This window comes from Pedococcus sp. P2_E5 (assembly GCF_056403895.1).
Window position 1 is genome coordinate 1 of the sequence record NZ_JBFUEP010000034.1, and the last position, 21,748, is coordinate 21,748.

Genomic DNA, 21,748 nt, shown 5'->3' on the forward strand with positions numbered 1-21,748 from the left:
GCCTGCGGGCGGGCGCCGCGTCAGCGCGGGACGTGGTGGCCGGTGCCGCCGTCGATCAGCTCGCGCAGGATGTCGGCGTGGCCGGCGTGGCGGACCGTGTCCTCGATCATGTGCACGAGCACCCAGCGCAGGCTGACGGTCCGACCGGTGTAGGCCGTGCCGGTCTCCTCGAGCGACAGCTCGTGGATCGCGGCGTCCGCTGCCGCCCGGGCCCGCCGGTAGAACGCCACGATCTCCTCGGTGGTCTCGCCCTCGGCGGCCCGCATGTCGGCCTCGGGGTCAGCGGAGATGTCGGTGAGCGGCTCGGTGGGCCGCCCGAACGTCTCGCAGAACCAGCCGTACTCGGCATTGGCGAGGTGCTTGACGAGCCCCACGAGGTTGGTGCCACTGGGCACCCTCGGACGGCGGAGGTCCTCGTCCGACAGGTCCTCCAGCTTCCACAGCATCACGTCGCGGTGGCTCTGCAGGGCCGCCAGGAGGACCGCCTTCTCGTCGGCCACGTAGAGAGAGGTGATAGCAGCATCCGGCGTCATCCCCCCGAGGCTAGCGACGGCTGGTGTCACCCGCGCCGGCGACGGCTGGTGTCCCCCGAGCCGAGCCAGGCGAGCGCCGACAGGACGCGACGGTTGACGAACTGGTCGTCGGGCAGCTGCAGCTTGGTGAAGACGTGCTGGGCGTGAACCTCGACGGTGCGTTCGCTGATGTCGAGTCGTCGGGCGATTCCGGCGTTGGTCAGCCCCTCGGCGATCAGGCCGAGGACCTCCCGCTCACGGTCCGTGAGCCCACTCGGCCCGCGGTCGGGCGCGCTCGGCAGCAGCTCGGCGACGACCGAGGGGTCGACGACGCACTCGCCGGCAGCGATCCGGTGCAGCGCGTCGACGAGCGTGCTCGCCTCGAGCACCCGGTCCTTGAGGAGGTAGCCCACCCCTCCGGAGGCACCCTCGAGCAGGGGCAGGACGAAGTCCACCTCGACGTGCTGGGACAGGACGAGCACCCCGGTCGAGGGGTACAGCGAGCGGATCGTGGCAGCGGCCCGGAGTCCCTCGTCGGTGAACGTCGGCGGCAGCCGGATGTCCAGCAGGGCGACGTCCGGGCGGTCCACCGCCACCAGGGCCATCAGCCGGTCGAGGTCGCCCACGTCCGCCACCACGTCGATGCCCGCGCGGTCGAGCGTGCGCACGATCCCCTCACGGGTCAGCAGCTGGTCCTCGACGACTACGACGCGCACGGCAGCACCACGGTCAGCACCCCGTCAGCATGGCCGAGCCTGCCGCCGAGCGCCTCCACCATGTCGAGGAGCACCCCTGCGGGTTCCGAGGGGCCACCCACGACGCGCAGCCTCGCCTCCCCGGCACCCACGTCCACGTGCATGTCCACGTAAGGCTCCATGTCCTGGTCCAGGTCCACGTCCACCGTGATGCCAGCGGGGTCGCCCCGCGACACCGAGTCGGACACCACGGCATACACCGCTCGCTCCACGGGCGCCGGAAGGCGTCCATCAGGCATGGCGCCGACCACGAGCGGCACAGCCGACCTGCGGGCGAGGCTGCGCAGCGCGGGGCCGAGGCCACTGGTGGCCAACAGCGGGGGGTACAACCCGTGCGACAGCTCGCGCAGGTCCTCCAGTGCCTGCTGGGCCTGGCCGAGGCAGCTCTCGAGAACGGGCCCGTCGGGATGCCCGGGCGGCAGGTCCGCGAGCGCGCCGCGTAGATCGAGGCCGAGCGCCAGGAGCTGTTGCTGGACCCCGTCGTGGAGGTCGCGCTCGATGCGGCGACGCTCGCGGTCCCCCAGCTCGACCACCAGCGACCGCGACCTGGACACCTGGCGCACTCGGGCCGCCAGCGCCGCGGAAAGCCGCTCGTTGTCGAGGGTGAGTCGCGCGGGCACGTCGAGCACGAGCTCGAGGTCAGGCAGGTCCGCACGCGAACGCTGTTCCACCGCCGCGGTGACCGCCCCGGCCCAGCGCAGCCGCGTGGCCCCCGGAGGCGGAGGCCGGCGTGCCACCCCAGCAGGGGTGACCCAGCCGCCCTCCTCCGGCACCCAGTAGGAGACCTCGACGTCGTCGTCGCCCCAGGCCTCGCGCAGGACGTCCGCGAAGGGCCGCCCTGAGCGCAGGGCATCCACGAGACCCCTCAGCCGACGCTGGGCGACGGCACCCCGGTAGTCCTCGACCGCGACCACCGACGTGGCTGCCACCAGGGCCATGACGGCGCCCACGTCCGTGCCCACGAGGGTGGCACCAAGACCCACCGAGACGACGGCCGACCCCGCTATGGCTCCTGTTCGCGCGGCCTGGATCCCCAGGGCCACGAGCCCCAGCACCGGACCAACGGCCGCCAGCCATTCCGCCAGAGCCGGATGTGGGTCGAGGACGACTGCGCTGGGGCGGCAGTCGACGCATCCGAGCTGCAGGAAGGGGTCGTGGACGAGCGCGCGGACGGGTCCGGCGAGGACTGCCCCCGCCAGCGCGACCCACGCCACGCGACGCGGCACGAGCACCGCTGTCGCACCCAGCAGGCCGGCCATCGGACCCACCGCGAGGCCGAGGTCGCGCGCCTGGAGGGCCGAGGTGGGGTCGTCGGCCGCCGACAGCGCCACCAGCGCCGCGCCGCCGAGGACGAGGACGGCATACCGCAGTCGCTGTCGTCCGACGACGAAGCCGAGGGCGCCGGCCACCACGACTGCCACACCCACCCCCACGGTCACCGCGACGTCAGCCATCGCCGACCCTGTGCAGGCCGCCGGACCACATGGCCGCGTCGAAGCGGGCGTCCGAGCTGGACGGATGGCCCCGCCAGCTGACGCGTACGGTGTCCCGCGACCTGCGATACGTGCCGACGAGGAAGCCCTCGCAGCTGCCGCTGCCATCGGCCGACCAGTCCAACGACAGGCGGTCGCCGTCGAAGGTGAACCGGCTGAGGCAGTCCGGACCGCTCGGCTGGTCGACCGTGGCCAACCCCTGCCGGACGGTGAACGTCCAGACGCCGACGTTCTGGTCGATCGGCAGTCCGGCGTCGACCAGCGCCTGGGCACGCAGTTCCAGGCGCCACACACCGTCGAGCACCTGCTGGTCACCCTTCGGCGCAAACCCGTGGGGTCCCACATCAGGCCGGCAGGTCAGGCCGGGTTCCGGCGCGAACCGGCCGTCGATGGCAGCCAACGACTCGACGAGCGGGCGCAACGACGGATCCGCCTTGGCCCGGTCGACGAGAGGCGCAAGGACCCTCTCGAACTCGCCCAGCTGCGAGGGGCTCGCCTGCCAGACCGAGCGACCCTCGTCGCACCACCGACGGAGCATCTGCTCCTCGCTCTCCCCCACGCTCCCGACCCGCGCGACGGCAGACTGGACGGCGGCCTCAAGGAATCCGCGCTGCGGCGCAGTCAGCGCGGCATACGCGTCCTCGCGCAGGACCACGACGTCGAACCGGACGTACAAGGTGACGTTGGACGTGATCGCGGCGGGCCCGTCCACCGCACCCACGAGCTGCGACGAGACGTCGATGGCCCGCAGCGCGCCCCCTGACACCCGTGTGGAACGCTCGTCCCCCACGGAGTGGTCGGACGCTGCACCCAGTGCTTGCACGATCGCCTCGACACCCGGGCCCGGACGCGTGTTGACGAGCGCACCCTCGTAGTCGGAGGGCGCCAGCATCGGATCGGAGCCGAAACCGACTGGATGGCGCAAACCATTGGGCGCCAAGGCCATTGCGACAAGGCCGGCCTTGGCAAGATCAGCCATCAGCGCTTCGGCCACAGGTGCCCTCGAAAGGCTCTGGGCCGCCGCCCGGGAGTGGATGAGGGGCAGCTGCAAGGGCGTGAGCGATCGCGCCCCGACGCCGGCGAGGGCGTCGGCTCGCACCACGGCCACGTCGACGACGTCGTCCCGCAGGGCCTCCAGGACTGCGGCGTCCTCGTCTTCGGCGGCGCCCCCTGCAACCACGCTCGCCCGCACACTGACCGCTGAGGTCGCCGTGTCGAGGACGATCTGACGCACCAGGTCGGCGTGAGTGCCCGCATCCCCGACGGCGAACGTCCGCAGGACGACCCGGTCTGCGGTCGCGCCGATCCGCGACGGTGGGCCGGCGCAGGCCGCGGCGATCGTCGCTGCCGACAGCACCACCCCCAGCAGGAACGCCGGCGTCCGACGGTTCGACCCGGGGTCGAGGTCGCTACGGGGCAACACGGTGCATCCCTCCGGCGAAGAAGGCGCGGTCCAGTGCGACGTCGTAGAACCGCTCGGCCACCCAGGTGAACGACACGACGTCGCCCTCACGGTGGTACGTGCCGGCCATCAGGCCGTAGCACTCGGTGTTGCCGTCGACAGCGAAGTGCAGCGTCACCCTGTCACCCGCGGTCGTGAACACCGCCGTGCAGTCGGCACCGTGGGGTTGGTCGACCGCCACCCGGCCGTTGGTCACCACGAACGTCCACACGCCTGCATTGCTCACGGCCTCTGAGTCCGACACCCCGGCCGCACGGAGGACCGCGACGTCGGCGTCGATGCGCCACGTGCCGTCGAACACCGTCTGGGGGCCTTGCGGCGCAAGGGAATAGACATCGGTGCCGGCCACGTGCAGGCTGTCGCAGGTCGCCCCGACCGGTGGCGGCTCGGACCCCTTCAAGGCCGCGATGCGGTCGCTCAGTGCGGCGACGGCGACGTCCCGGCGGGCCGCTGCGACGACGGGAGCCAGCGCGGCACCGAACGCCTCGAGCTCGGCCGGCGCGAGCTGCACCGACGCCGCGGTGGGCGTGGAACACCAGCGCTGCAGGCCCCGCGCCTCGGCGTCCCGTCGCGCCACACCAGCGCGTATGCCGTCGCGCACGATGGTGCCGAGCAGTCGCTGTTGCTCGGCGGAGAGCGCGTCGTGCACGCTGCGACGCATGACGACGACGTCGAACTTGGTGTAGAGCGTGAGGTTCGAGGCGACGACGGCGGGCAGGGTCACCGCCATCAGCTGCTGGAAGGAGGTCTCGATCCCGGCCACCATCCGTTCATCCACCTTCCGGGTCCTGACCTCGCCCACGCTGTGGTCGGTCTTCGCGCCGAGCGCTGTGACGATCGCCTCGATGCCGGGTCCGACCCGCGTGTTCACGACCTCGCCCCGGTAGTCCGCCGGAGCCCGGAACGCGTTGGCGCCGTGCGTGAACGGGTGCCGTGCGCCACCCGGCACCAGCGCCAGTCCCACGAGACCGATGCGGTCGAGGTCCGCCATCAGGGCCGCCGCCACCGGATCCGCCGCGACCCGAGCCGCGTGTTCGGGTGCCTCGATGAGCAGGGGCAGCTGGAGCGGCGTCAGCGACACCGCCCCCGCCCCGACGAGACGGTCGGCGCGGATCACGCTGAGGTCCGCCTGTCCCGCCCGCAGCGCGGCCAGCGTGCCGCCTTCCTCGTCCTCCGACTGCGTGGCCGAAGGGAGCTGGGTCCCCGCGCCGAGCACCACGGGCGAGCCGGACGAGGCCCGGACCAGCTCCTCGAGCACGTCGGCGCCGACCCCGCCGGGTCCGTTGCCGTACATCGTCCGGAGCACGACAGGGTCGGCGTCGCGCCCGCTGCGGGCGGGCGGTCCCGCGCACGCCGACAACACCAGGGCCACGCACACGCCCAGCACAGCGACGACCGGGCGCAACGCCTGGGCCGTCCGCCCCGGGTCCGCCGACCCCTGGGAGGCCACGGGGAGCCGCAGCTCGAGCTCCGAGCCGCCGCCCACTCCGGATCGCGCGGTGAAGGTGCCCCCCAGCGCGGTCGCGCGCTCCACGAGGCCGCCCAGCCCGTGTCCTGCCACGTCGGCCCCGCCCGGCCCGTCGTCGCGGACCACCAACCGGAACTCGTCCCCACTCAGCCGGGCGCTGATGACCACCTCGGCACCGGGGGCGTGCTTGGTCGCGTTGGCCAGCCCCTCGGCGCAGGTGAACCACGCCGCGCGGGACACCGAGGCCCGTGGCCGCCAGTCCTCGGGCAGCTGGCAGTCGAAACGCGCGCCCGTCCGGCTGCGGGAGATGAGCGAGGTCAGCGCATCCTGCAGGCTGGCCGCGCCCACCGGGTCGACACCGTGGGCGACCCGCAGCAGCTCGTCACGCGCGCCGGCGGCTCGGGCCGGCAGCCCCGTCGGCCCACCGGTCGACTCGGGTTCGGTGCGCCCGCAGCCCTCCAGGGCGGCGACGACGCCGTCCATCCGCGCGACCGGTCCGCGGGCCAGGCTGGCGACGAACCGCTCACGCTCCGCCTCTGCCGCGCGCAGCAACCGCTCCCTCGAGGCGGCGAGCTCGTCGGCCCGTTCCCTCAGCTCGGCCTGCAGCAGGGCGCCGCGCCTGGCCAGCCGGAGCACCTCGCGCACCGAGTCGGCGACGCCGTGATCGCGGCCGAGCCCCGGGGCGAGCACTGCCACCAGCTGACCGTCGCGGTCGACCACCTCCTCGCCGTCGGCGGGCGGCGTCGTCATCGAGCCGCCCGAGTCCACGAAGGCATCGGCCAGGGGAAACGCCACCTGGACGTGGTTCCACCCCAAGGTCCGGGCCAGGGCCTCCTCCAGCCCGTGTGCCGCTTCACCTCCCTGACCCGGGCGCCACGTCCGCGGCTCCGGACCGGCAGCGACCACGAGCGCGCCCAGCCCCAGCACGCCTTCGAGCACGGCGCCCGCTGCCGCCGCGGAGGCGCCACCGACCCCCGCGGTGACGAGTCCCGCGATGGCCAGTCCGCAGGCGACCCCCACCGCGATGGGCGCAGCACCCCGGAGGACGTCCTGCCCGCGACGATGCAGGGCGGCTTCTCGGCGGACCGTCAGCACGACGTATGCCATGCCGAGTGCGCCGGTGGCTGCGTACGCCCACCTGTCGTAGCCGAGGGCGGCCACGCCCGCGGGCAGGACCACGAGCCCCAGCGCCCATCGCGACCACCCGCGGGGCAACGGCTCGGCGGCCGGAGGAAGCCCCAGCAGGGCAGCCACGACGACGAGCCCTCCAGGCAGGAGGCCGAGGCGCAGGACCGGTCCCTCGAGAGACGTCGGGAGCAGGCCCGCGAGCCCGACGACGACCCACACGACACCGGCCACCAGCAGCAGCCATCCGACCCTGCGCCGACCACGCCAGGCGGCGCCGGTCCCGGCGGCGAGCAGGGCCCACCCGGCAAACCGGTCGCCGAACAACGGCTGCGGCGCCTCGGCGAGTCGTGGCGCAAGCCACCCCGCCAGGACCGTCACACCGGCCACGCCGCTCATGACGAGCGGTGTGGTCAGCCGAGCAAGGCCGTGATCGCGTCGCATGCCAGGTCCTGCTTGGCGATGAAGCCGGCCACTGGCGCTGCCACGACCCGGGGATCGGAGGCCGCATCGGCGTCGCTCGAGATGATGATGAGGGTGCGGTCAGGGTTGGCTTCGGCCAGGTCGTCCGCGAGCTTGAGACCAGCCTCGGAGTCCGGCAGGAAGAGGTCGATCAGCACCACCTCCGGGTCCAGTTCGCGCGCCTGGTCCAAGGCCTCGGCGCTGCTCGCGGCGGCCCCGACGACGGTGAAGCCCTCGCGACGCAGCCACGCACTTGCCGATGCCCGGAACTGGGCGTGGTCATCGACGAGGAGGACGCGGTGGCCCGTCATGGGGCAACGCTACGCGCGGCACGACACCCCCACCTCGGGGTTTCCCCTTAGTCACCTTTGCCGGGTTAAGACCCCCAGGTATGCCGGCTGCTCACCGGCCCAGGACGTGGTCCAGGTGGACGTTGGCGAACAGCCGCTGCGGGTCGAGCCGGTCGCGCACGGCGAGGAAGTCGCCGAACCGCGGATAGAGCGCGCTCAGGCGGTCCGCGCCGAGGGTGTGCAGCTTGCCCCAGTGCGGGCGACCGGCGTGCTCGGCCACGATCGCCTCGAAGGCCGCGAACGCGCCGTAGTCGTCCATCCGGTGGTACTGGTGGATCGCGATGTAGGCGTTCTCCCGCTCGTAGGCGGTCGACAGCCAGATGTCGTCGGCACCGATGAAGCGGATCTCCAACGGGAAGGTCAGCGGCGTCCTGTGTTGCTCGAGCCAGTTCCGCACTGCCACAACGACATCCGCGACGGCGGCCCGTGGCACGGCATACTCGCTCTCCCTGAAGCGCACGGAGCGCTCGGCGACGAACACGCGCCAGGAGTCGTCGGTGTACTCACGTGCGCCGAGCAGGCGCGCGCTCACTGCGTTGAGCCGCGGAACCACTCCCGGCCAGCGCGTCGCGCCGCGGTTGGTCAGCTCGAAGAGCCGGTTGGACAGCAGGTCGTCGTCGAGGACGGCGCGCCATCGCGGCAGGGGGCCGCCCCGGTGGTCGGCGTCGACGCGGTCGTTGTGCTTGACGAGAACCCGATCGGTCAACGGGAACCAGTGCATGTCGACGTGGTCGTGGCGCTCGACGTCGTCGTCGATGCGTTCGAGGACCTCGAACAGGTGGGCGCCGAACTCCTTGGCGTGCAAACGAAAAGCGGGCACACACTGCAGCTCGACCTCCGTGATCACCCCCAGCGCCCCCAGACCCACCCGCGCAGCCTGGAAGACCTCGGGCTCGACCTCCGCCGAGCACTCCAGCAGCGAACCGTCGGCCAGGGCCAGGACCAGCCCCGAGACCGCGGCAGCGATGCCCTGCCGGCGAAGGCCGGTGCCGTGCGTGCCCGTCGAGATCGCCCCCGCCACCGACTGCCGGTCGATGTCACCGAGGTTGGGCAGCGCCAGCCCGACAGCCTGCAGCGCCGGGTTGAGGACGTGAAACGGGGTTCCCGCGAGCACCCGCACCCGGCGGCGCTCCCGGTCCACGTGGGTGACTCCGCTCAGCTGGTCGAGGCACAGCTGGAGCCCGTCCGTGGCCGCCACTGCCGTGAACGAGTGCCCGGCCCCGACTGCCTTGACGGGTATGCCGCGTGCCTGCGCCCGCAGGATCGCCGCCGTCACCTCGTCGGCGCGTCGAGGCATGGCGACCTCGACCGGGTGGCTGGTCTGGTTGCCGGCCCAGTTGGTCCAGGTGGTCATCCGAAGTTCTTTCCCTCACCGCGGTAGGTCGGGACCGTCTCGACCAGCTGGTCCCCACGCAGCAGGTGAAGGGCGTCGAACCGCTCGCACATCTCTCCTGCCTTGGCGTACCGGAACCACACCCTGTCGCCCAGCTGAAGGTCACGAACTCCCTTGCCCTGCAACGGTGTCTGTACTTCGCCGACCCCCTCCGACTTGATCAGCTTGATGTCCGCCCGACCGAAGGAGGCGGGCACGCGCGCCCATCCGGGCGGCCCTGAGGCCACGTACCCGCCGCCGAATGCCGTGACGAACCCCGGTCCGGGGCGCCGCACGACGGGCAGGGCGAAGGCCGCCGCCGGTTGCGGTGTGAAGTCGTCGTACCGGTCGAACAGGGTCGGGCCGTACAGCCCGGACCCGGCCGCCAGCTCGGTCACCGCAGGGTCCCGGCCGGTGACGTGCAACGAACCGGTCCCTCCCCCGTTGACGAACTCGAGGTCGGCCACCTCGCGCACCGCGGTCACGACCTCGCCGCGACGCTGGGCGAGGGACTCGGCCGAGCGCTTCTTGACCAACCGCACCGCAGGCGAGGAGTCCGGCAGCCCGGCGATCTGGGCGTCGTAGAACATCAGCCCCACGACCGACAGGCCAGTAGCGGCAGCGGCTCGCGCCACGGTCACGACCTCCGCGGGCTCCCGCAACGGCGACCGCCTGACGCCGAGGTGCACGCGACCTATCCGCAGCGAGGCGTCGACGTCCAGGGCCACGCGGAGCCCATGGGGCCGGTCCAACCCTGCGAGGAACTCCACGTGCTCGACGGAGTCGACCGTGACGGTGACCTGCGCAGCCTCCCGAGCGTCGGACGCCACTGCCGCGAGCGCAGCCCGGTCGACGCTGGGGTAGGCCACGAAGACGTCGTCGAAGCCCGAGGCGACCAACCAGCGGGCTTCCTGCACGGCATACGCCATCACACCGGCGTAGCCGGGCTGAGCGAGCGCCCGCGACATGAGGGCCCGACAGCGCACCGACTTGGACGCCACCCGGATCGGCGACCCGGCGGCACGCCGCACGAGGTCTGCCGCGTTGGCGTCGAAGGCGTCGAGGTCGACGACGGCGAACGGAGGTTGCACGGCCGCTGTCGCCGCGTCCCACTGGAGGGTCACACCTGTGACCCTATCGACGGGCAGATTCCTGTTCACCGGAAGTCACCGGACCTTCACCTGCGCGCCTCCCGGAGTCGGCCCCGCATTCCTAGGTTGGCGGGTGACCGCGCCTCCCGCGCGCGCCCGCGCCCCATGCGCGACCCGAGACCCGGAGGAATCAATGTCAGCAGTTTCGCCCGAGCGCACGGCCCTCCCCCTGCTCACCGTCCACCAGGGTGGCCGTAGCGCCATGACCTGCCACTTCAAGTGCGACGACGCCTGCAGCAAGCCCGTCCCGAACGCGACCGGAAACGGCTACTTCGGGGACCTCGTCGCGGCCGGGGCGTCCCGGCGCACGATCCTCAAGGGCAGCGGCGTCATCGCGGCCGTCGTCGGACTCGGCACCCTGGCCGGCGTCCAGTCCGCCGCCGCCGCACCCGGCTCGGCCCCTTCCGGAGCCTCGGTGGCTCCCGGTGGCACCACGTCCCCGTTCGGCTTCACGGCCATCGCGCCGCAACCCGCGGGCACCGACAAGGTGGTCGTGCCCGACGGCTTCGAGTGGTCGACGATCATCGCGTGGGGCGACCCCATCCTCGCCGACGCACCCGCCTTCGACTTCGAAGGCCAGACCCCCGCGGCGCAGGAGGGCCAGTTCGGCTACAACAACGACTACACGACGTTGGTCCGTGGCCGCGACGAGAACCACGCGACGTTGGTGTGCAACAACGAGTACACCAACGACGAGCTGATGTTCCGCGGCTACGCCGGGTCGGCGTCGCTGACACCGGAGCAGATCCGGATCACCATGGCAGCGCACGGGATGTCGGTCGTGGAGCTGCGTCGCAAGAACGCTACGGAGCCGTGGACCTACGTGCAGGGTGCCGCGGCGAACCGCCGGGTCACCGCCACCACGCCCTTCGCCTTCGACGGTCCGGCAGCCGGCCACCGGTTGCTGCGCACCAGCGCCGACCCCTCCGGCACGCGGGCCCTCGGCACCTTCGGCAACTGCTCGGGCGGGCTCACCCCGTGGGGCACCGTGCTGTCGGGTGAGGAGAACTTCAACGGCTACTTCTCGGCTGCCGCTGCCCCTGGCGACCAGGTCGACGCCTACAAGCGCTACGGCCTCACGGGCTCGAAGGGCCGAGGCTGGGAGCGGGTCGACAGTCGCTTCGACGCGACGCAGGAACCCAATGAGGTCAACAGGTTCGGCTGGATCGTCGAGCTCGACCCCTCCGACCCCTCCTCGACCCCGGTCAAGCACACCGCGCTCGGCCGGCTCAAGCACGAGGGTGCCAACGTCACCGTCGCACCCGACGGCCGCGTGGTCGCCTACCTCGGTGACGACGAGCGGTTCGACTACCTCTACAAGTTCGTCTCCCACGACCGGTTCCGCCCCGGCAGCTCCGACAAGGCACGGGCACACAACCTGACCCTGCTGTCCTCGGGAGACCTCTACGTCGCCAAGTTCGCCGGCGACGGGTTCGAGGACGGCATCAGCGACGGCTCGGGCCAGTGGCTGCCCCTCGTCGTCGACAACGAGAGCCAGGTCGCCGGGTTCGCCGCCGAGGAGGTTCTCATCTGGACCCGGCTCGCCGCCGACAAGGTCGGTCCCACCAAGATGGACCGGCCCGAGGACGTCGAGCCCGACCTGGTCAACGGCCGCACCTACGTCGTGTGCACCAACAACACCAGCCGTCAGCCGAGCCAGATCGACGAGGCCAACCCACGCGCCAACAACAAGCACGGGCACATCATCGAGATCGCGCCGGCTCTGGGCGACGACACGACGACCACCTTCACCTGGAAGATCGTCCTCATCGCCGGTGACCCGAACGACCCGACGACCTACTTCAACGGCTACGACCGGTCCGAGGTCTCGCCCATCTCCTGCCCCGACAACATCGCCTTCGACAACGACGGCAACATGTGGATCGCCACGGACGGCAACGCGCTCGGCGCCTGCGACGGCATGTACCTCTTCCCCCTGTCAGGGGCGCACAAGGGCCACCTGCAGCAGTTCCTGTCGGTACCGGCCTACTCCGAGTGCTGTGGACCCCTCGTCACCTGGGACCAGAAGACCGTGCTGGCCGCCATCCAGCACCCCGGTGAGACCACCGGCGCCTCACCCGCCACCCCGCGCAGCCAGTTCCCCTACCTCGGCGACGGCCAGCCACGCCCCGCAGTCATCCAGGTCCACCGCGCCTGACCCCTCCCCCACCTCACCGAGGTGGGTGGTCACGCACCCACGAGGAGGTATGCCGCGGACTCACCCCCGCGGCATACCTCCTCTGCTGTGCCCCATCCCCCGACTTCTGGCCACGTATGCCGCGTGCTCGACCCAAGTCCCGCCCCTCACCCACCATGGGTGGCCAGAAGTGGGAGAGGTCGTGGCGTCGCGGGAGGGGCGAGGTCAGCCGACGCGGGTGACGACGCTGGTCGCCAGGGCCCGCAGTGCGGCCTTGGCCTCGCCGTCGGGCAGCGGGTCGAGGACGTCCTGCGCCGCCTTGGCCACGGCGGCCGTGTGCTCGCGAGCCTGCTCCATCGCCGGGTGGGCGCGCAGCAGCGCGAGGGCCTCGTCGAGCAGGGCCTGGTCGCGCAGCTCGGTCTGCACCAGCTCGCGGAGCCGGGCGTCTGCCGGGTCGGTCGAGGCCAGGGCGTAGAGCACGGGAAGGGTCCGCTTGCCCTCGCGCAGGTCAGTGCCGGGGGTCTTGCCCAGGTCCTCGGCCTCCGACGAGACGTCGATGAGGTCGTCGGCGAGCTGGAAGGCCATGCCGAGCCGCTCGCCGTACTCGCGCATGATCTCGATCGTCTGTGCGTCGCAGCCGGAGAACATCGCGCCGTAGCGTGCGGCCGTGGCGATCAGGACCCCGGTCTTGTCGGCCAGCACCGCGAGGTAGTAGTCGACCGGGTCCTGCCCGCTGGGGCTGGGGCGGTCGTCACGGATCTGCCCGGCGCACAGGCGCACGAACGTCTCGGCCTGGATCTTGACGGCGTCGGCGCCGAGGTCGGCGATGATCGACGACGCGGTGCCGAAGAGCATGTCGCCGACCAGGATGGCGGTCGAGTTGCCGTACTTCGCGTTGGCGCTGGGGGCGCCACGGCGGACCTCGGCCTCGTCCATGACGTCGTCGTGGCACAGCGAGGCGACGTGGGTCAGCTCGACCCCTGCGGCCGCGGCGATCACGTCCGCGTTGATGCCGGTCCCCAGCTCGGACGCCAGCAGCGTCAGCAGCGGACGGAACCGCTTGCCTCCCGCCTCGATCAGGTGGGTGTTGGCCTCGGCGATGAACGGGTCGTCGTGGTCGACCTCGCGGCGCAGCAGCGCATCGACCTCGTCCAGCCCGGTCTGCAGACGTGCCGACAGCCGCTCCGAGGTGCCGGGCAGGACGATGACTGGCGGAGTTGCACTCACCTGACCAGGCTGATCCGTCTCGGCAGGCTGCGTCATTTCACCAGGAACTGCGACGACCGCTCGGCGAGGTCGAGGGCCTGCGACGGGAGCACCCCGAGGACGAGCGTCACGAGCGTGCCGATGGTGATCGCGATCGTGGTGAACGGCGAGGCAGTCTCGGCGACGACGGCCTCACCGGCCGGCGGGTCGGTGAAGTACATGAGGACGATCAGGCGGACGTAGACGAACGCCGTGATCACGCTGCAGAGGACGCCGATGATGACCAGGGCCAGCCCGGATCGCCCGCCGAAGGTGATCGCCGGCGAGAACGCGGCATACTTCGCGGCGAAGCCGGAGGTCAGCGGGATGCCCGCGAACGCCAGGAGCAGGAAGGCGAAGACCCCGGCAACCACGGGGTGGTTGCGTCCCAGGCCCGCCCACTGCGACAGGTGCGATGCCTCGGAGCCGCCTTGGCGCACGAGGGAGACCACCGCGAAACCAGCGATCGTCATGAAGCCGTAGGCGACGAGGTAGAACATCGTGCCCGAGACGCCGGTGCGGTCGAAGGACAGGACGGCGACGAGGATGAAGCCGGCGTGCGCGATCGACGAGTAGGCCAGCAGACGCTTGACGTCGGTCTGGGTCACGGACAGGACCGCACCCACGACCATGGTCAGGGCGGCGACGGCGATGACGCCACCGCGCCAGTCCCACCGGTTGGCCTCGATGCCGACGTAGACCACGCGCAGGATCGCGCCGAAGGCGGCGACCTTGGTGCAGGCGGCCATGAAGCCGGTCACCGGGGTGGGAGCACCCTGGTAGACGTCGGGGGTCCAGGAGTGGAACGGCACCGCGCCGACCTTGAACAGCAGGCCGATCAGGACCAGCAGGACGCCGGGCAGCAGCAGGCCCTCGAGCGCGCCGTTGGCGGCGCTGACCGCCGTGGCGATGTCGGCGAGGTAGAGCGAGCCGGCGTAGCCGTAGAGCAGCGCCGCACCGAACAGGAAGAACGCCGAGCTGAAGGCACCGAGCAGGAAGTACTTGAGCGAGGCCTCCTGCGACAGGAGCCGGCGACGACGCGCCAACCCGCACAGCAGGTAGAGCGGGAGGGACAGGACCTCGAGGGCGACGAACATCGTCAGGAGGTCACCGGCCGCGGGGAACAGCAGCATGCCGACCACCGAGAACAGGGTCAGCGGAAAGACCTCGCTGGTCGCGAGCCCGGCGCGCAGCGCAGCCGCCTCGTGGGGCGACCCGGGGACGGCCGCACCCATCGGGGTGAAGGCGTCGGCACCCTGGCCACCGAACTTCTCGGCCATCGTGAGGATGCCGAGCGCAGCCATCGCCAGGATGGCGCCCTGGAGGAACAGCGCCGGCCCGTCGATGATGATCGCCTGGGCCAGCGTGCCACCGCGGTGACTGGCGTCGGTCGACACCGTCACGAGGACGACGAACGCGGCGACGAGCGACACGAGGGCCAGGCTCACCTGGATCGGGTGCCGCAGCCGACGCGGGGCAAAGGCCTCGACGAGGACACCGACCATGGCCCCCGCGACGACGATGAGCATCGGGGCGATGGCGCCGTAGTCGACGTCAGCGGCCTTGAAGGCGGTGGTCAGCGCCGGCGTGGACAGGACCGTCATGGCGGGCATTACTTCGTGCTCCCGTCAGCAGCGGAGGTGGGGGCCGGGTCGGTGGCGCCGACGAACTTCAGCGTGGCGGTCACCGCCGGGTTGAGCAGGTCGAGAGCGGGCTTGGGGTAGAACCCGAGGACGAGGAACGCCGCGATCAACGGGGCCACGACGAGCTTCTCCCGCAGCGTGATGTCGCGGACCGGGCCGTCGAGCTCCGGCTTGGGCCCGGTCATCATCCGCTTGTACATCAGCAGGATGTACAGCGCCGCCAGGACGATGCCTGCCGTCGCGATGACAGCGGGCACAGGGTACCGCTGGTACGTCCCGACGAGCACCATGATCTCGGAGATGAAGGAGCTCAGTCCGGGCAGAGCCAGACCCGAGAGGCCGGCCACCAGGAAGACACCGGCCAGACCGGGCGTGACGCGTTGCCAGCCGCCGAAGTCGGGGATCCGCTTGCTGCCGCGACGGGCGACGAGCATGGCCCCGATGAGGAACAGCGCGGCTGTCGAGAACCCGTGGTTGAGCATGTAGAGCGTCGAGCCCGCCCCACCCGTGGTCGTCAGGGCGAAGATCCCCAGCACGATGAAGCCGAAGTGGCTGATCGAGGTGTACGCGATCAGACGCATGATGTCGGTCTGGCCGATCGCGAGCAGCGCACCGTAGAGGATCGAGATGACGGCGAGCGTCAGCACGACCGGCGTGGCCCACTTGGACGCCTCCGGGAACAGCTGGAGGCAGAACCGGATCATCCCGTAGGTGCCGACCTTGTCGAGGACGCCGACGAGCAGCACGGCCGTCGCGGGCCGGGCCTCGGTGGCGGCATCGGGCAGCCAGGTGTGGACGGGCCACATCGGCGCCTTGACGGCGAACGCGATGAAGAACGCCACGAACATCAGCCGCTCGGGCGTCGCACCGAGTGACAGACCGGTCAGCTTCGACACGAGGAAGCCGTCAGCCCCACCCGGGCCGTAGTGGTAGAGCGCGATGACGCCGACCAGCATCACCAGCCCGCCCGCGAGCGAGAAGAGCAGGAACTTCACCGCGGCGTACTGCCTGCGCGATCCCCCGAAGGAGCCGATGAGGAAGTACACCGGGATGAGCATCGCCTCGAAGAAGACGTAGAAGAGGAACACGTCGGTGGCCGCGAAGACGCCGACCATGAACGTGGCCAGCACGAGCATGAGCGCGAAGTAGTTCTTCTCGCGCTTGCCGCCCTCGGGCACGTCGTTCCAGGCGGCCAGGATGCAGACGGGCGTCAGCACCAGGGCCATCAGGATCATGACGAGCGCGATTCCGTCGACGCCGACCGCGTAGGACACCCCGAACTGCGGGATCCACTCGTGCTGCTCGGTGAGCTGGAACTGCGCGCTCGAACCGTTCTCGAACTGCAGCGCCGCGGCGATGCCGAAGACCAGCGTCACCAGCGAGAAGCCCAGGGCGACGTGCTTGGCTCTGTCGGTCAGCCCGGCCGGAAGCCCGGCCACGACGGCAGCACCGATGAGCGGGATCAGCCCGATCACGGTCAGCCAGGGGAAGTTCGTCATCACTGGATCACCCACATGGCACCGAGGATCACGACGACGCCGGCGAGCATCGTCAGGGCGTACGAGCGTGCGAAGCCGTTCTGGAGGCGACGCAGGCGGCTGGACGTGCCACCGACGAGGGCGGCCAGACCACCGACTGCGCCGTCGACGCCGCGGTTGTCGGCGAAGACCAGCGCCCGGGTGAGGTGGACACCGGGTCGCATGAAGACTCCTTCGTTGACGTCGTCCTGGTAGAGGTCGCGGCGCGCGGCGCGGGTGACCAGCGAGCCCGCGGGCTGGGCGTGCGGCACCTCGTCACGCCAGTAGCGCATCCACGCCAGCGCGATGCCGCCGGCGACCAGCAGCAGGGTCAGCGTCATGAGCGACCACACCGGCAGCACCGGGTGCTCGCCCTCCTCGTGCCCTCCGACCACCGGCTCGAGCCAGGAGGTGAAGGTGCCGCCGATCGACAGGACGAGGCCGAGCAGGGCCGAGCCCACTGCCAGCACCATCATCGGGACGGTCATGGTGAGGGGCGACTCGTGGGGGTGCACGTCGTCGGTCCAGCGCTTCTTGCCGTGGAAGGTCATGAAGAACAGGCGGGACATGTAGAAGGCCGTGATGCCGGCACCGATGAGCGCGGCTCCGCCGAACACCCACGGCCGCCAGCCCTCGCCGATGAACGCGGCCTCGATGATCTTGTCCTTGGACCAGAAGCCCGAGAACGGCGGGACCCCGAGGATCGCGAGCCAGCCGAGCCCGAAGGTCAGCCAGGTGATCTTCATGGCGCCGGACAGCCCACCGAAGCGGCGCATGTCGACCTGGTCGTTCATACCGTGCATGACCGAGCCTGCGCCGAGGAACATGCCGGCCTTGAAGAAGCCGTGGGTCAGCAGGTGGAAGATCGCGAAGGCGTAGCCGACCGGACCGAGCCCGGCCGCGAGCATCATGTAGCCGATCTGCGACATGGTCGAGGCGGCCAGCGCCTTCTTGATGTCGTCCTTGGCGCAACCGACGATGGCCCCGAAGATCAGCGTCACGGCACCGACGGCCACGACCGCCAGCTGCGCGTTGGGCGCGTTGTCGAAGATGAAGCTGCTGCGCACCACGAGGTAGACCCCGGCGGTGACCATGGTCGCGGCGTGGATGAGCGCCGACACCGGCGTGGGGCCCGCCATGGCGTCGCCGAGCCAGCTCTGCAGCGGGAACTGCGCCGACTTGCCACAGGCACCGAGCAGCAGCAGCAGGCCGATGGCCGTGAGGACACCCTCGCCCGCACCGCCCTTGGCAGCCTCCTGGACGCCCGCGAAGGTGACGGTGCCGAAGGCCGCGAACATGACCATGATCCCGACGGACAGGCCGAAGTCACCCACGCGGTTGACGACGAACGCCTTGTTGGCGGCGGTGGCATAGGTGGGGTTGTGGTTCCAGAACCCGATGAGCAGGTAGGACGCCAGACCAACGCCCTCCCAGCCGACGTAGAGCAACAGGTAGGAGTCGGCCAGCACCAGCAGCAGCATCGCGGCCACGAACAGGTTGAGGTAGGCGAAGAACCGGCGCTTGTCGGGGTCGTGCTCCATGTAGCCCAGCGAGTAGACGTGGATCAGCGACCCGACGAAGGTCACCAGCAGCACGAACGTCACCGACAGCTGGTCGACGAGCATCCCGGCGTCGAGGTTGAACGACCCCGCCGGCACCCAGTTGAACAGGTGCAGGTGCGCGGCACGCTCCTCGGCGCCGCGACCGAGCATCGAGATCCAGACGACGAAGCCGACGACGAAGGCCGCCCACGACATCGCGACGGCGAACAGCGGCCCCCACTTGTCGGTGGCACGGCCACCGAACAGCAGCACGGCAGCACCGAGCAGCGGGAGGGCTACCAACAGCCAGGCGTATGCCGTGACGCCGGTGGCCGCTGTGGCGGCACCTTCTGCAGTGGCGAGGTGGGCGAGGGAGGTCACCTGGTGGCTCCTTCTACAGCTTCAGCAGGTTGGCGTCGTCGACCGAGGCCGACCGGCGGGCACGGAAGATGGCCATGATGATGGCCAGGCCCACGACGACCTCGGCAGCGGCGACCACCATGACGAACAGGGCGATCACCTGGCCGTCGAGGTTGCCGCGCATCCGGGAGAACGTCACGAACATCAGGTTGGTCGAGTTGAGCATCAGCTCGACACCCATGAACACGATGATGGCGTTGCGCCGCATGAGGACCGCCGCGCCACCGATCGCGAACAACAGGGTCGCGAGGTAGATGTAGTTGACGAGGTTCATCGCTGCGATCCCTCCTCGATCTCGTGCTCGATGTCGTGCTCGGACTCGATGTGGCGCGCCGGGGCGACGTTCTGCTCACGGGCGGTGAGCACCCGCGACACGGACAGCTCGCTGGGCGACCCGTCGGGCAGCAGCGCCGGGGTGTCGACCGCGTTGCTGCGGGCGTAGACACCGGGGGCCGGGAGGCCGGCGACGTTGCGGTTCTCGAGGACACGGCGCTCGGACCACGCGCGCTGGCTGGGCTTGGCGCCGATCCGCTCGCGGTGGGCCAGCACCATGGCGCCCAGGGCGGCGGTGATCAGCAGGGCGGAGGTGATCTCGAACGTCCAGACGTACTTGCCGAAGATCAGCTCGGCGACCCCGGACACGTTGCCGGTGCTCTCGTTGACGGCCGACAGGCCCTTCATCGGTCCGAACTCGGCGCGGCCGATCGCGGTGAAGAGCAGACCTGCGAGTCCGAAGGCGAGCAGGAGGCTCGCCCACTTCTGGCCCTTGAGGGTCTCGACGAGGGAGTCGGAGGAATCGACGCCGACGAGCATCAGCACGAAGAGGAACAGCATCATGACCGCACCGGTGTAGACGAAGATCTGGATGATGCCCAGGAACTCCGCCTCCTCGGCGATGTAGAAGATGCCGAGGTTGATCATCACCAGGGCCATGCCGAGCGCGGCGTGGACAGCCTTCTTGGCGAAGATGAGGCCGAGCGCACCGAGCACGCTGATCGGCGCGAGGACCCAGAACATGATCTGCTCGCCCAGGCCGGTCATCGGCGCACCGCCTCGGTCGTGTCGCGGGTGGCCTGTCGGGTGGTCACCGTGTCGACTCCTTCGACGGGGTCGCCGCTCGGGGCCAGACCCTCCTGGGGCTGGGCGTCGTGGGCCTTCACCCACTCCTCCTGGTCGGGCGTCGCGCGGGACACCTTGCCCTGGTAGTAGTCCCGCTCCTCGAGGCCGTCGACCATCGGGTGCGGAGCCGGGAGCATGCCCTCCGCGAGGGGGGCGAGCAGCTGCTCCTTGGTGAAGATGAGGTCGGCGCGGTTGTTGTCCGCCAGCTCGTAGAAGTTGGTCATCGTCAGCGCCCGGGTCGGGCAGGCCTCGATGCACAGCCCGCAGAAGATGCAGCGCAGGTAGTTGATCTGGTAGACGCGGCCGTAGCGCTCACCGGGTGAGAACCGGCCGGAGCCGCCCTCGGAGTCGTCGTTCGAGGCGCCCTCGACGAGGATCGCGTCCGCTGGACAGGCCCAGGCGCACAACTCGCACCCGACGCACTTCTCGAGTCCGTCGGCGTGCCGGTTGAGCTGGTGACGTCCGTGGAAACGCGGCTGGGTCGGCCGCTTCTCCTCGGGGTACTCCTCGGTCTCCAGCTTGCGGAACATCGTCGCGAAGGTGACGCCGAACCCGCCGACGGGAGCGAAGAGGTCCGCGAGGAACCCGGGCTTCTTCTGGTCGTCAGCCACGAGTGGCCTCCTCCTTGTCGGTGGCGCGCTCGCCGATCGCGAGCGACGGCTCCTTGAGCCGCTGCCCCGGCAGCGGGGGCACGGGGTAGCCGCCCGCGAAGGGATCGATCTCCTCGGGCGGTGGCATGTTGCGGATGGCGTCCTGCTCGATCTTGCGGTTGTCGCGCAGCCAGGCGATGACCAGGACGGCCCCGGCGAGGATGACGACGAAGGCGATGCTGAGGACGGGGAACTCCCGGCCGCGGAACGTGATGCTCGGGCCCTGGATGAAGCCGAGCTGGCTGGCCTTCATGAACGAGGCGACCACGACCCAGGTGAGGGTGACGGGGATGAGGAACTTCCAGCCGAACCGCATGAACTGGTCGTAGCGCACACGAGGCAGCGAACCGCGCAGCCAGACGAAGAAGAACATGAACAGCCAGAGCTTGATGACGAACCAGAGCAGGCCCCACCAGCCGTGGTTGAACATGCCGTCGTTGATGGCCGCGATGCCGGGAGGGGCCATCCAGCCACCGAGGAACATCGTCGTCGCCAGCGCGGAGACGGTGAACATGTTGACGTACTCACCCAGGAAGAACATCGCGAACTTCAGCGACGAGTACTCGGTGTGGAAGCCACCGGTCAGCTCCCCCTCGCCCTCGGCGAGGTCGAACGGCAGGCGGTTGGTCTCGCCGACCATCGTGACGACGTAGACCAGGAAGCTCGGCACCAGCGGCAGGATGTACCAGAGGCTCTTCTGCGCGCCGACGATCTGCGAGGTCGACATCGACCCGCTGTAGAGGAACACCGCGACGAGCGACAGTCCCATGGCGATCTCGTAGGAGATGACCTGGGCGGTCGAGCGCAGACCACCGAGCAGCGGGTAGGTCGAACCCGAGGACCAGCCGGCCAGCACGATGCCGTAGACGCCGACCCCGGCGACCGCGAGCACCAGCAGGACGGCGACGGGGATGTCGGTGAGCTGGAGCGGCGTGCGGTGACCGAACATCGAGACGGTCGGCCCCATCGGGATGATCGCGAACGACACGAAGGCCATCGCACCCGCGATGGCCGGGGCCAGCGCGAAGACGACCTTGTCGGCGTTCTTGGGCGTGAGGTCCTCCTTGAGGGCCAGCTTCACGCCGTCGGCCAGGGTCTGCAGGAGGCCGAACGGGCCGGTGCGGTTCGGGCCCGGACGCTGCTGCATCCGGCCGATCACGCGGCGCTCGAACCAGATGACGACCAGCGTGTTGACCAGCAGGAAGACGAAGACGAGCAGCGCCTTCACCAGGTGCAGCCACCACGGGGTGTCGCTGAAGTCCGCGCTCGGGTTGTCGGCGAACGGCGCCGAGGCGCCGAGCCCGACAGCAAGGTGCGGTATGCCGG

The 21,748-nt window shown here is 70.6% G+C and carries 17 protein-coding genes; 1 reads left to right on the forward strand and 16 read right to left on the reverse strand.

The features are described 5' to 3' along the window. Positions 1 to 20: 20 nt before the first annotated feature. The 8 genes from AC1DVZ_RS12815 to AC1DVZ_RS12850 all read right to left on the reverse strand — a co-directional run bounded on the left by AC1DVZ_RS12815 (position 21) and on the right by AC1DVZ_RS12850 (position 10,123). Entirely contained in the window at positions 21 to 533 is a 513-nt protein-coding gene (locus AC1DVZ_RS12815) for a DinB family protein (RefSeq protein ID WP_477618581.1), read from the reverse strand. 26 nt (positions 534 to 559) lie between these two features. Further along, a complete protein-coding gene (locus AC1DVZ_RS12820) occupies positions 560 to 1,228 on the reverse strand; it encodes a LuxR C-terminal-related transcriptional regulator (protein ID WP_477618582.1) in 669 nt (222 codons plus the stop codon). Next, complete coding sequence (locus AC1DVZ_RS12825; RefSeq protein WP_477618583.1) at positions 1,216 to 2,721, reverse strand: histidine kinase; 1,506 nt, start codon at positions 2,719 to 2,721, stop codon at positions 1,216 to 1,218. Before AC1DVZ_RS12825 ends, AC1DVZ_RS12820 begins: the two co-directional genes overlap by 13 nt. Beyond that, on the reverse strand, positions 2,714 to 4,183 hold the full coding sequence (locus AC1DVZ_RS12830) for a hypothetical protein (protein ID WP_477618584.1): 1,470 nt from the start codon (positions 4,181 to 4,183) through the stop codon (positions 2,714 to 2,716). Before AC1DVZ_RS12830 ends, AC1DVZ_RS12825 begins: the two co-directional genes overlap by 8 nt. Then, on the reverse strand, positions 4,170 to 7,259 hold the full coding sequence (locus AC1DVZ_RS12835) for a hypothetical protein (protein ID WP_477618585.1): 3,090 nt from the start codon (positions 7,257 to 7,259) through the stop codon (positions 4,170 to 4,172). The genes AC1DVZ_RS12830 and AC1DVZ_RS12835 overlap by 14 nt, the downstream gene beginning before the upstream one ends. Continuing rightward, positions 7,229 to 7,588 carry a response regulator gene (locus AC1DVZ_RS12840; RefSeq protein ID WP_477618586.1) on the reverse strand — a complete coding sequence of 120 codons (360 nt, stop codon included), beginning with the start codon at positions 7,586 to 7,588 and terminating at the stop codon, positions 7,229 to 7,231. Before AC1DVZ_RS12840 ends, AC1DVZ_RS12835 begins: the two co-directional genes overlap by 31 nt. Positions 7,589 to 7,679: 91 nt before the next feature. After that, positions 7,680 to 8,981 (reverse strand): D-arabinono-1,4-lactone oxidase, encoded by a 1,302-nt coding sequence (locus tag AC1DVZ_RS12845; RefSeq protein ID WP_477618587.1) that lies wholly within the window; start codon positions 8,979 to 8,981, stop codon positions 7,680 to 7,682. Then, positions 8,978 to 10,123: an amino acid deaminase/aldolase gene (locus AC1DVZ_RS12850; RefSeq protein WP_477618588.1), complete on the reverse strand. Its 1,146-nt coding sequence runs from the start codon at positions 10,121 to 10,123 to the stop codon at positions 8,978 to 8,980. The genes AC1DVZ_RS12845 and AC1DVZ_RS12850 overlap by 4 nt, the downstream gene beginning before the upstream one ends. A 160-nt stretch (positions 10,124 to 10,283) precedes the next feature. On the opposite strand from AC1DVZ_RS12850, the gene AC1DVZ_RS12855 reads away from it, so the two are divergent. Further along, the gene (locus AC1DVZ_RS12855; protein WP_477618589.1) at positions 10,284 to 12,308 is read left to right on the forward strand and encodes a PhoX family protein; all 2,025 of its coding nucleotides are present in this window, start codon (positions 10,284 to 10,286) and stop codon (positions 12,306 to 12,308) included. 204 nt (positions 12,309 to 12,512) lie between these two features. Here AC1DVZ_RS12855 and AC1DVZ_RS12860 read toward each other — a convergent pair whose 3' ends face one another. From AC1DVZ_RS12860 to nuoH, 8 genes are read right to left on the reverse strand one after another with little or no spacing between them, the layout of a single operon-like run. Further along, complete coding sequence (locus AC1DVZ_RS12860) at positions 12,513 to 13,550, reverse strand: polyprenyl synthetase family protein (RefSeq protein ID WP_477618590.1); 1,038 nt, start codon at positions 13,548 to 13,550, stop codon at positions 12,513 to 12,515. Next, positions 13,547 to 15,136, reverse strand: a complete 1,590-nt coding sequence (gene nuoN / locus AC1DVZ_RS12865; protein ID WP_477618622.1) for an NADH-quinone oxidoreductase subunit NuoN — start codon at positions 15,134 to 15,136, stop codon at positions 13,547 to 13,549. Before nuoN ends, AC1DVZ_RS12860 begins: the two co-directional genes overlap by 4 nt. Before the next feature lie 8 nt (positions 15,137 to 15,144). Further along, positions 15,145 to 16,674, reverse strand: a complete 1,530-nt coding sequence (locus AC1DVZ_RS12870; protein ID WP_477618591.1) for an NADH-quinone oxidoreductase subunit M — start codon at positions 16,672 to 16,674, stop codon at positions 15,145 to 15,147. Then, positions 16,674 to 18,614 (reverse strand): NADH-quinone oxidoreductase subunit L, encoded by a 1,941-nt coding sequence (gene nuoL, locus AC1DVZ_RS12875; RefSeq protein WP_477618592.1) that lies wholly within the window; start codon positions 18,612 to 18,614, stop codon positions 16,674 to 16,676. The genes AC1DVZ_RS12870 and nuoL overlap by 1 nt, the downstream gene beginning before the upstream one ends. Positions 18,615 to 18,627: 13 nt before the next feature. Continuing rightward, positions 18,628 to 18,927: an NADH-quinone oxidoreductase subunit NuoK gene (gene nuoK, locus AC1DVZ_RS12880; protein ID WP_140741957.1), complete on the reverse strand. Its 300-nt coding sequence runs from the start codon at positions 18,925 to 18,927 to the stop codon at positions 18,628 to 18,630. Beyond that, on the reverse strand, positions 18,924 to 19,694 hold the full coding sequence (locus AC1DVZ_RS12885; RefSeq protein WP_477618593.1) for an NADH-quinone oxidoreductase subunit J: 771 nt from the start codon (positions 19,692 to 19,694) through the stop codon (positions 18,924 to 18,926). Before AC1DVZ_RS12885 ends, nuoK begins: the two co-directional genes overlap by 4 nt. Then, a complete protein-coding gene (nuoI, locus tag AC1DVZ_RS12890) occupies positions 19,691 to 20,383 on the reverse strand; it encodes an NADH-quinone oxidoreductase subunit NuoI (protein ID WP_477618594.1) in 693 nt (230 codons plus the stop codon). The genes AC1DVZ_RS12885 and nuoI overlap by 4 nt, the downstream gene beginning before the upstream one ends. After that, positions 20,376 to 21,743 (reverse strand): NADH-quinone oxidoreductase subunit NuoH, encoded by a 1,368-nt coding sequence (nuoH, locus tag AC1DVZ_RS12895; RefSeq protein WP_477618623.1) that lies wholly within the window; start codon positions 21,741 to 21,743, stop codon positions 20,376 to 20,378. Before nuoH ends, nuoI begins: the two co-directional genes overlap by 8 nt. Between the last annotated feature and the right edge of the window lie 5 nt (positions 21,744 to 21,748).

Coding starts and splice junctions, on each gene's coding strand:
- AC1DVZ_RS12845 (WP_477618587.1), bottom strand. CDS start 8,981: ATGACCACCTGGACCAACTGGGCCGGCAACCAGACCAGCCACCCGGTC.
- AC1DVZ_RS12855 (WP_477618589.1), top strand. CDS start 10,284: ATGTCAGCAGTTTCGCCCGAGCGCACGGCCCTCCCCCTGCTCACCGTC.
- AC1DVZ_RS12860 (WP_477618590.1), bottom strand. CDS start 13,550: ATGACGCAGCCTGCCGAGACGGATCAGCCTGGTCAGGTGAGTGCAACT.
- AC1DVZ_RS12885 (WP_477618593.1), bottom strand. CDS start 19,694: ATGACCGGCCTGGGCGAGCAGATCATGTTCTGGGTCCTCGCGCCGATC.
- nuoN (WP_477618622.1), bottom strand. CDS start 15,136: ATGACGGTCCTGTCCACGCCGGCGCTGACCACCGCCTTCAAGGCCGCT.
- nuoK (WP_140741957.1), bottom strand. CDS start 18,927: ATGAACCTCGTCAACTACATCTACCTCGCGACCCTGTTGTTCGCGATC.
- AC1DVZ_RS12870 (WP_477618591.1), bottom strand. CDS start 16,674: ATGACGAACTTCCCCTGGCTGACCGTGATCGGGCTGATCCCGCTCATC.
- AC1DVZ_RS12815 (WP_477618581.1), bottom strand. CDS start 533: ATGACGCCGGATGCTGCTATCACCTCTCTCTACGTGGCCGACGAGAAG.
- AC1DVZ_RS12835 (WP_477618585.1), bottom strand. CDS start 7,259: ATGCGACGCGATCACGGCCTTGCTCGGCTGACCACACCGCTCGTCATG.
- AC1DVZ_RS12840 (WP_477618586.1), bottom strand. CDS start 7,588: ATGACGGGCCACCGCGTCCTCCTCGTCGATGACCACGCCCAGTTCCGG.
- AC1DVZ_RS12825 (WP_477618583.1), bottom strand. CDS start 2,721: ATGGCTGACGTCGCGGTGACCGTGGGGGTGGGTGTGGCAGTCGTGGTG.